Origin of the sequence: Dietzia sp. CW19, assembly GCF_014145265.1 — a bacterium.
GTDB lineage: Bacteria > Actinomycetota > Actinomycetes > Mycobacteriales > Mycobacteriaceae > Dietzia > Dietzia natronolimnaea.
Window position 1 is genome coordinate 1 of record NZ_JAALEE010000214.1, and the last position, 9,233, is coordinate 9,233.

The 9,233-nt window shown below is 71.1% G+C and carries 9 protein-coding genes; 5 read left to right on the plus strand and 4 right to left on the minus strand.

The window, feature by feature from the left end:
• The 3 genes from G6021_RS07115 to G6021_RS17745 all read left to right on the plus strand — a co-directional run.
• A partial coding sequence (locus G6021_RS07115) for an FAD-dependent oxidoreductase (protein ID WP_182640945.1) occupies window positions 1–1,001 on the plus strand: 1,001 nt, incomplete at its 5' end.
• A complete protein-coding gene (locus G6021_RS07120) occupies window positions 1,001–1,732 on the plus strand; it encodes a PaaI family thioesterase (RefSeq protein ID WP_347238927.1) in 732 nt (243 codons plus the stop codon). The genes G6021_RS07115 and G6021_RS07120, both read left to right, overlap by 1 nt.
• A gap of 40 nt (window positions 1,733–1,772) precedes the next feature.
• Window positions 1,773–2,471, plus strand: a complete 699-nt coding sequence (locus G6021_RS17745) for a PaaI family thioesterase (protein ID WP_182617359.1) — start codon at window positions 1,773–1,775, stop codon at window positions 2,469–2,471.
• 63 nt (window positions 2,472–2,534) lie between these two features.
• Here the strand turns inward: G6021_RS17745 and G6021_RS07130 are convergent, their stop codons facing one another.
• Window positions 2,535–3,356: an SDR family NAD(P)-dependent oxidoreductase gene (locus G6021_RS07130; protein WP_187700525.1), complete on the minus strand. Its 822-nt coding sequence runs from the start codon at window positions 3,354–3,356 to the stop codon at window positions 2,535–2,537.
• Window positions 3,357–3,368: 12 nt separating this feature from the next.
• Between G6021_RS07130 and G6021_RS07135 the strand changes: the two genes are divergently transcribed.
• Window positions 3,369–4,127, plus strand: a complete 759-nt coding sequence (locus tag G6021_RS07135; protein WP_182640946.1) for a PaaI family thioesterase — start codon at window positions 3,369–3,371, stop codon at window positions 4,125–4,127.
• 49 nt (window positions 4,128–4,176) lie between these two features.
• Here the strand turns inward: G6021_RS07135 and G6021_RS07140 are convergent, their stop codons facing one another.
• Both G6021_RS07140 and G6021_RS07145 read right to left on the minus strand, forming a co-directional pair.
• On the minus strand, window positions 4,177–4,812 hold the full coding sequence (locus G6021_RS07140; RefSeq protein WP_241730643.1) for a TetR family transcriptional regulator: 636 nt from the start codon (window positions 4,810–4,812) through the stop codon (window positions 4,177–4,179).
• Window positions 4,813–4,855: 43 nt separating this feature from the next.
• Window positions 4,856–6,403 (minus strand): fatty acid desaturase, encoded by a 1,548-nt coding sequence (locus G6021_RS07145; RefSeq protein ID WP_187700526.1) that lies wholly within the window; start codon window positions 6,401–6,403, stop codon window positions 4,856–4,858.
• 229 nt (window positions 6,404–6,632) lie between these two features.
• On the opposite strand from G6021_RS07145, the gene G6021_RS07150 reads away from it, so the two are divergent.
• Complete coding sequence (locus tag G6021_RS07150) at window positions 6,633–8,498, plus strand: ABC transporter ATP-binding protein (protein ID WP_182609954.1); 1,866 nt, start codon at window positions 6,633–6,635, stop codon at window positions 8,496–8,498.
• Window positions 8,499–8,572: 74 nt separating this feature from the next.
• Here G6021_RS07150 and G6021_RS07155 read toward each other — a convergent pair.
• A partial coding sequence (locus G6021_RS07155; protein WP_182640947.1) for an alpha/beta-hydrolase family protein occupies window positions 8,573–9,233 on the minus strand: 661 nt, incomplete at its 5' end.

Below are 9,233 nucleotides of genomic sequence, written 5' to 3' on the forward strand. Positions count from 1 at the left end.
TGCGGCCCGCGGCGCGAGGACATCGCCCGCCCGCCCCGAACTTCGCCGGCAACGTGCTGATGGACGCCCTGGTGGCCACCGCGCGGAAGGCCGGCGTGACGCTGCACTGCGATGTCAGGGCGCGATCGCTGATCGTCGCCGACGGCCGGGTGGTGGGCGTGCGGGCGACCGAGTTCGGCGAGGAGCGCGAGTACCGCGCCACGCGCGGGGTGGTCCTGGCGACCGGCGGGTTCGTCGACAACGACCGCATGCTCGAGCAGTGGGCTCCGCAGCAGGTGGGCAAGGACAAGGTCTCCGACGGCCGCGACGACGGCTCCGGGATCGAGATGGGCATGGACGTCGGCGCCGCCGTGCGCCGCATGCACCAGACCGAGACCGCGATGCTCATCATCCCGCGGCTGGCGGTGGGGGCGATGCTCGTCGACGGCGACGGCCAGCGCTTCATCAACGAGGAGGTCTACCCGGGCCTGTACTGCCACGCGGCCGTGCACCACCGCCGGCCGCCGGTGTGGGTGATCATCGACGAGAAGGGCATCGAGGACGTCCCGGAGAGCGAACTGTGGGGGATGCAGCCCATGCACGCCGCGGAGACCATCGAGGAACTCGCCGCGGACTGCGGGCTGCCGGCGGAGGCTCTGGCCGACACCCTCCGCCGCTACAACGCCGGTGCGCGCGACGGCCAGGATCCCCAGTTCGGGAAGAGCTCACGCTGGGTCCGCCCGCTCGAGCCCCCGTTCGGCGCCTACCCCACCGGGGCGGGCGGCCCGGACTCGTTCAACGGACTCCCCCTCAAACCACAGGGATTCACCCTGGGCGGGCTGCACACGGACCTGCAGTCGAGGGTGCTGGACCGCGCGGGTGAGGCGATCCCCGGCCTGTTCGCCGCCGGCCGTTGCACCCACGGCCTGCACGGCGAGGGCTACATCTCCGGCACGTCCCTGGGCGACGGCTCGTTCTTCGGCCGCCGCGCCGGTCGCGGGGCGGCGCAGGGGACCGGGTAGTGACCGATCACCCGGGTGGCGGGGCCACCGGTCCGGTGGCCGTCCCGCGGCGGGCACGACCCGTGGTGGAGACGGGTCCGCTGCACCCGTCACGCGGGGGCGGGGAACGGATCGACGAGGTCGACGACGACGAGGCCGGCCTCCACGCGCTGGTGGAGCAGGTGCGTCGTATCCGCGCGCTGACCACCGGGGGGTTGTTCGACACCGACCTGGCCCCGCTGACCGACCGGCTGCGCGAGGTGGCCGACCGGCTGGAGGCCGCCTCGGCGAGCACGGAGCGCAGGCAGGCGGTCACGTGGTCGTCGGGTGACTACGTCACCAACTGCCCGGTGGTGGGCCGCTCCAACGCCCTCGCCCCGCCGATCGGGTTCGACATCCTGGCCGACGGGACCCTCCGCGGCGAGGTGACGCTGGGTCTGGAGTACCAGGGCCCGCCCGCGTGCGTGCACGGCGGAGTGGTCTCGCTGCTGTTCGACGTGGTGCTGGGCCGGGCGAACTTCCACGCCGGTACCACCGGGATGACCGTCTACCTGGACGTCGACTACCGCAGCCCCACCCCCGTCCTCGAGCCGATCGTGGTGACCGGTCGGCAGGTCAGAGTGGAGGGGCGCAAGATCTGGGCGCAGGGCGCCATCCACGCGGGCGATCGACTGTGCGCGACCGCCGAGGGCATGTTCGTCGAACCCGGCGGCCTGCTCCTGGAGAACCGGCGCCGCCTCGCGGGAGGGTGACCGGCGGTGACCGGGTGAATGCGGAGTAGATTCGGTTTTCGTGACCACCGATACCTCCGCCACCGACGACCGCCCCTTCGGTACGACCGATCCCGCCTCGGCCGGCGAGGAGGGGGCCCCGTTCCTGCGCCAGGACGACGACGCCTCCGGGTCCACCGACCTGGCCCGAGAACTGCGCCGGGTGCGGGGACTCGTGGCGGGGTCGCGCTTCGACGACGTCCACGACGCCGTCAGGACCGTCCGGGAGCTCGCCGACCATCTCGAGGCCGTCGGCACCATGGTGCGCCCCTCCGACTACGCGACCTGGGGCGTTCCGGAGCATCTCGCCTCCAACCCCGCGATCGGCAGCCGTAACCCGGTCTCCCCGCCGCTCGAGCCGGTAGTTCTGCCCGACGCGACCGTGCGGGCGGATCTGCGACTGGGCATCGAGTACCAGGGCCCTCCCGGGTGCGTGCACGGGGGGATCGTCGCGCTGGTCTTCGACGAGATGCTGGGCCTGGCCAACGCCGCCGCCAAGAGCGTCGGCCTGACCGCGGACCTGAGGGTCAGCTACATCTCGCCGACCCCGCTGTACGCCCCGTTGCGGTTCGAGGCGCGACAGGACCGCGTGGAGGGCCGCAAGATCTGGGCCAGCGCCACCGTGTACACCGGCGAGACGCTGTGCGCGCGCGCCGAGGCGTTGTTCATCGAACCCAGGGGGATCTCGGACGCGCAGCGGGACCGTCCCATCGAGGGCTGACCAGGCTGAGCGGGCCGGCGTCCGGTCCCGGGGGGCGGGGACGCGACGCGTCGGTGGAGCCGCTCAGCCCTCGCCGCGTAGGGCCTTCATCCGCTTGTGCGCCCCGGCCACGATCCGGCCGCGCTCGACTCCGGAGCTGAACTCGACGCCCTTGAGATTGCCCTCCCCGCCGCAGACGTGGACCGGGCCCTCGCCGATCGACGCGAGCACCTCGTCGGCGACGTCGGCGGGCTCGCTCACGGTCATGCCCGGGAGATCCATGTCCAGACCGGCGCGGATCATGGCCGGGGTCCGGGTCACGCCGAGGATCACCTCGACCACGTCGACCCCGTGCTCGCGCATCTCCAGCCACAGCCCCTCCACGAAGACCCGGCTGAACGCCTTGGCCGCCGAGTAGATGCTCATGTCCGCGTGTCCGAGGTACCCGGCCATCGACCCCATGACCACGATGCCGCCCCGGCCGCGGGCCTTGAGCGCGGGGGCGAAGTGCCGGATGACCGCCAGCGGCGAGGTGATGTTGAGGTCGATGACCTGTTGGACCCGCTCCATGTCCGACTCGGCGAACTCCGCGCCGTAGGTGTTGGCCCCGGCGTTGAGGACCACCAGCCCCACGTCCAGTCCCTCGCAGGCGGCGGCGATCCCGTCGGCGGCACCGGGCCCGGTGAGGTCGACGGAGAGCACGCGGCACTCCACGCCCCGGGCGCGGACGGCCTCGGCGGTCTCCTCGAGGGGTCCGCTCCGGCGGGCGACCAGCACGGACGAGACGCCGGCGTCGGCCAGGCGGAGGGCGATCTCGGCACCCACTCCCTCGCTGCCGCCCACGACCAGAGCCCAGGGGCCGTACGTGGACGGATCGATCTGCTTCTTTTTGACGGGTGTCGACATAGTCTCCAGAGTATGACCAACGACAGCGACAGTCCTGAAATCGGCCGAGGTCCGCTCCCGAGGATCGAGGGCGTGGACGACTTCCAGTTGAGCAGCATGCGGGAGCGACTGGGGGGCACCTTCGATCCGATCGCGGTCCCCGACCTGCCCACGCCGGATCCCGATCTCGATCGTTCGGTGGCGGAGCTGCGCAGGCTGCGTGAGGCGATCGCCGGGCTCGCCCACTCGGAGGTCGAGCTGGGGGACATCGCGGACCGGTTGGCCGAGGTCGCGGACCTCCTCGAGCCCCGCGTGCCGGAGCCGGCCCGTCGGCTGGAGGCCATGTGGACCGGCGCCGGGTCCCGCCGGGCCAACCCCGTCGGCGGTCCGGAGAACCCGATCGCCCCGCCGGTGCGGTTCTCCGGGTGTGACGACGGGTCGGTGACGGCGGAGGTCACGCTCGGACTGGCCTACCAGGGCCCTCCCGGGTGCGTCCACGGAGGGATCAGCGCGCTGATCATCGACCACATGATGGGCTTCGCGAACCACTGGGGAGGCCGCTACGGCATGACGGCCCACTACGAGATCGACTACCGGTCACCCACGCCGCTGCTGCGGCCGCTGACGTTCCGCTCGTGGGTGGACGAGGTGGACGGCCGCAAGACCTGGACCAAGGCGACCATCCACGCGGGCGACCGGCTGTGCGTCGAGGCCCGCGGGCTCTTCCTCGAGGCGAGCGTCGCGGTGCCGGGTCGCCCGGACCAGCGGTCGACCGTGGGGGACGGTGCCTGACCGGACCCGACACCTGGCCCCGGTTTGTCGACCCCGGGGCGCCGCCGACTCAGTGTTGGAGGTCGACCTGCACGACCTTCTGCAGGTAGGGGGCGATCACCTCGGTCAGGCCCGAGGCCAACTGGTCCGGGTCCTCGGGCGGGAGCGAGATGAAGCTGATGCCGATCCGGGCGATGATCGAGGCCGCCAGCCGGGCCTGGCTCGCCTCGATCCGCATCCAGCTCTCGGACAAGGCCGGCACGAGCACCTCGGTGGCGCGCTCGATGAGCGGCCCCGCCTCGGTGGTGATCAGCCGCAGCAGGTCCGGCTTGATGTCCCCCGTCACGAGCGCCCGGATGAGCGGGTCACGACTGCTGGACCGCAGGAAGCCGTTGATCCCCTCACTCAGGGCCAGCTCGATCTGCCCGGGATGCCTGATGATGGAGTCCCGGATCTCGCCGGCGAAGGTCTCCGACAGCTGGAGCGCGTACGCCTGGGCCAGGCCCTGACGGTTGCCGAACGTGCTGTAGAGCGTCTGGCGGCTCAGTCCTGCGGCCTTGGCCACGTCGGACATGGTCACGGCCGACCAGTCACGGGACTCCAACAGTTCGTGCATCGCGTCGAAGACGGTGAGGCGAGGCGACCAACGCTCCCCCTGGGAATCCCCGGAGGAGCGTCGGTCACTGGTGGAGGGGCGGCGCGGCATGAGGTCCATTGTTCCTGATCTGGCGTCCGCGGGTGGTGGAGGGCTACTTCACGGGCAGGAAGTCGACCTTGTCGCGGACGCCGCAGTCCGAGCACCGCCAGGTGGTGGGGATCGCCGACCACGGGGTCCCGGGCGGGAATCCCTCACGCGGCTCGCCGGCCGCCTCGGAGTAGTGGTGCCCGCAGTTCGGGCACACGTACTCGCCGGTCGGCGACGTCTGGTCGGCGGCGATGTCGGTGTCCGCGACCACCTTCTCCGCCACCGCGGTGGAGCCGGCGGCGGCCGCATCGACCCCGTGGCGGGCGAGGATCTTCTCGCGCTTGGACGGCTGGATGTTGGCCCGGGTGATGTCACCGTCGTAGTGGGCCAGCACCCGCTTGTCCATGACCTTGCGCCACAGCGGCGGCACGTAGGCCAGGACCATCATCGTGGCGTACCCGGACGGCAGCTGCGGGGCCTGCTCGAAGCTGCGCAGGACCTGGTAGCGGCGCATCGGGTTGGCGTGGTGATCCGAATGGCGCTGCAGGTGGTACAGGAAGATGTTGGTCACCAGGTGATCGGAGTTCCACGAGTGCTCCGGGCGGCAGCGCTGGTAGCGGCCGGCGGAGGTCTTCTGCCGCTTGAGGCCGTAGTGCTCCAGGTAGTTGACCACCTCCAGCAGCGAGAAGCCGAAGACCGCCTGGACGAGGAGCCAGGGCGCGACCTCCCAGCCGAACACGGCGATCAGTCCGCCGAAGAGCACGACGGTCATGAGCCACGCGTTGAGGTTGTCGTTGCGGATCGTCCACGGGCTCTTGCCCAGGCGACCGAGCCGCTCGGACTCGAGGTGCCAGGCCGACCGTGCGGATCCCACGACGCTGCGCGGCAGGAACGCCCAGAACGACTCGCCGAAGCGCGAGCTGGCCGGGTCCTCGGGAGTGGCGACGCGGGCGTGGTGCCCACGGTTGTGCTCGATGAAGAAGTGTCCGTACCCGGTGGTGGCCAGGGCGACCTTGGACAGCCACTTCTCGCTCCCGGCGATCTTGTGGCCGAGTTCGTGCGCGGTGTTGATCCCGATCCCGCCCGTGATGGCCACCGTCCAGGCCACACCGATCGAGGCGGCGATCCCGAGCCCGCCGTCGTAGCCGAGCCACGACAGGTCCTGGGCGGTCCACAGGTAGCAGGCGACGATGAGGGACGCGTACTGGAAGGGGATGTACAGGTAGGTGCACCAGCGGTAGAAGGGGTCCGCCTCGAGCCGGTCCATCACCTCGTCCGGCGGGTTCTGGCCGTCGGCTCCGACCGCCAGGTCGCCGAGGGGGATGGCGACGTAGACCAGGACGGGGAGCAGGAACCACGCGGCGGTGGCGGCCCAGCCCAGACCCAGCCCGTTGAACCCGATGACGAACGGCATCGAGAGGAACAGCCCCATCGCCGGGATCAGGCCGAGCAGCCACAGGTACCGCTTGGCGTCGGTCCACGCGTACGGCTCGACCGCGGCGTCGGTGGCGTCACCCACCGCGGCGGTGTCCCGGGCGGCGGGGTCCGTCGTGGGGTCCCGGTCGGGACGCTCGTCTGCGCCCCGGGGGCGGATGTACTCGGTGCTGGACATCGTCAACGACCTCCAAAGATCACTGGTGATGTGGCCTACGCCACTGTCTGGAGACAAGATTAGACAAATTCCCGGGCCATGTCTAGACATGGGGTCTGATTTTGTCCAGGGAGGACGACGACGAGGCCATCCGTTCCACCGGCCGGTGCGGAATAAGGGGGCGGTCCGCGCAGTTGTACCGACAGGTCGTCGGATCCACTCCGACGCGGGAGGAGTGGCGGACGTGACGATGCAGCAGGCCGCCATGCGCACCTTGATGCGGGCCGAGAACAACAACATCACGCTCGACCGCAGCGTCTTCACCCGCGAGAACTTCCACCGGATCGGTCAGTTCGCGCGACCGCACACCCGGTTGATCGTCCTGTTCCTGATCCTGTCCGTGTTCGGGGCCTCCCTCGCCGTGGTGACCCCGCTGCTCGCCGGCCGGGTGGTCACCGCGATCGTGGACGGCGCCGCGGTACGGGTGGTGTTCCTCCTCGCCGCCGCCATCGCGGTGATCGGCATCGTCGAGGCGGTCAACAACGTCGTGACCAGGTTCTGGTCGGCGCGAATCGGCGAGGGTCTGATCCTCGACCTGCGCCGTTCGGTGTTCGACCACGTCCAGACCATGCCGGTCGCGTTCTTCATGCGTACCCGCACCGGTGCGCTGGTGAGTCGGCTCAACAACGACGTCCTGGGCGCCCAGCGGGCCTTCTCGGACACCCTCTCCGGGGTCGTGTCCAACCTCGTCCAGCTCATCCTCACCCTGGTGGTGATGGCCGGGATCAACTGGCAGCTGACCCTCATGTCGGTGCTGCTGCTACCGGTGTTCCTCTTCCCCGCCCGCTACGTGGGCAGGCGCCTGGCCAGGCTCCGTCGCGAGGCCTCCGACCTCAACGCGTCGATGAACGACCAGATGACAGAGCGCTTCAACGCCGGCGGCGCGACCCTCGTCAAGTTGTTCGGCCGCCCCGACGCCGAGTCCGCGGAGTTCGCCTCCCGCGCGGGTCGGGTGCGGGGCATCGGGGTCCGCACCGCGCTGCTCATGAGCGTGTTCATGAACTCGCTGACGCTGGTCTCCACCCTGGCCCTCGCGCTGGTCTACGGCGTCGGCGGCTGGTTCGCCCTCACCGGTGGGATGGACGCGGGGTCCGTCGTCGCCCTCGCCCTCCTGCTGACCCGCCTGTACGGCCCGCTGACCTCGCTGGCCAACGCACCGATGGACGTGGTGACCGCCATCGTGAGCTTCGAGCGGGTCTTCGAGGTCCTGGACCTGGACCCGCTGCTCAAGGACGCCCCCGACGCCGTCGACGTGCCCGAGGGCCCCGCCGCCATCGAGTTCGACGACGTCCGGTTCTCCTACCCCTCGGCCGACAAGGTCTCCCTGGCCTCGCTGGAGGAGGTCGCCGTACTCGACACCCGCGGCGGGCAGGAAGTCCTGCACGGGGTCAGTTTCCACGCCGAGCCGGGGCAGATGATCGCACTGGTCGGATCGTCGGGCGCGGGCAAGTCGACCATCGCGTCGTTGCTCCCGCGGCTCTACGACGTGGACTCGGGGGCGGTGCGGGTGGCCGGCCTCGACGTGCGTGAGGTCACCTCGTCGTCGTTGCGCCGGACGGTGGGCATGGTCACCCAGGACGGCCACCTCTTCCACGACACGATCCGGTCCAATCTGACCTTCGCCCGTCCGGAGGTGACCGACGAGCTGGTGTGGGACGCCCTGCGCCGGGCGCGGCTGGAGGAGCTGGTCCGGTCGCTGCCCGACGGGCTGGACACCGTCATCGGCGACCGCGGGTACCGCCTCTCCGGCGGTGAGAGGCAGCGCCTGACCATCGCGAGGCTGCTCATCGCGGAGCCGTCCGTGGTGGTGCTGGACGAGGCCACCAGCGCACTGGACTCCACCAACGAGTCCGCGGTCCAGGAGGCCCTCACCGAGGCGATGTCCCACCGGACGTCCCTGGTGATCGCCCATCGACTGTCCACCGTGCGCGCCGCCGACCGCATCCTCGTGCTCGAGGGCGGCAGCGTGGTGGAGTCGGGCACCCACCCCGAGCTGCTGGCCGCGGGCGGGCGGTACACCGAGCTGTACGAGACCCAGTTCGCGGACCAGGAGTAGCAGCCGCGTCGGCGGGGCCGGTCAGCAGCACCCCCACCGGTCAGCAGCACCCCCACCGGTCGACAGCACCCCCGTCAGTAGCGTCCCCCGGCGATCGCGTCGTGGACCCGGTCGGTGTCGGCGTCGGCCCAGCCCGGGGGGTCCAGGATCCGGGCCCACATCTGCGCGGCGTCCGGCCCGAAGGTGTGACCGTGGCCGGCAGGGACCTCCGCGGAGAACACCATGTCCAGGGTGACCTGCCAGAACGTCACGAACGGGGTCCACCGCACCCCCGGGCCGAGATCGGGGCCCAGCGGCTCCCGCAGCCAGTCCGGGCGCTGCAGCAGGAGGTCGGGCGACCACCAGGTGATGGGATCGGAGGCGTGCTGCCAGTAGACGATCCGCGGAGAGGACCAGGGCGCGCCGTCGAGATCCAGATCCGGCCCGCCGGCGGCGAAGCGCACGTGCTCACCGCCGTCGATCACCGGTAGTCGCTCCGGTGAGCCCGCATCGCGGTGGGCGGTGAGGTAGGACCACTGCGGTGAGAAGTTGGGCGTGCCCACCCACAGCGCGCCGTCGGTCCGGGCCACCATGTCCCGGGCACCACCGAAGGCGGTCTGCCCCCCGAAGGAGCCGAGGCTCTCCCCGAACGCGACGAGTGCGGGGCGACGGGCCTCGGGCACGTCCGCGACGGCGCGCTCCACCGCCTCGAACAGGGCGCGTCCCGCGCGCTGGGGCGACTGCCGATCGGCCACG

Coding starts and splice junctions, on each gene's coding strand:
- G6021_RS07140 (WP_241730643.1), bottom strand. CDS start 4,812: ATGCCGCGCCGCCCCTCCACCAGTGACCGACGCTCCTCCGGGGATTCC.
- G6021_RS07130 (WP_187700525.1), bottom strand. CDS start 3,356: ATGTCGACACCCGTCAAAAAGAAGCAGATCGATCCGTCCACGTACGGC.
- G6021_RS07135 (WP_182640946.1), top strand. CDS start 3,369: ATGACCAACGACAGCGACAGTCCTGAAATCGGCCGAGGTCCGCTCCCG.
- G6021_RS07145 (WP_187700526.1), bottom strand. CDS start 6,403: ATGTCCAGCACCGAGTACATCCGCCCCCGGGGCGCAGACGAGCGTCCC.
- G6021_RS07150 (WP_182609954.1), top strand. CDS start 6,633: ATGCAGCAGGCCGCCATGCGCACCTTGATGCGGGCCGAGAACAACAAC.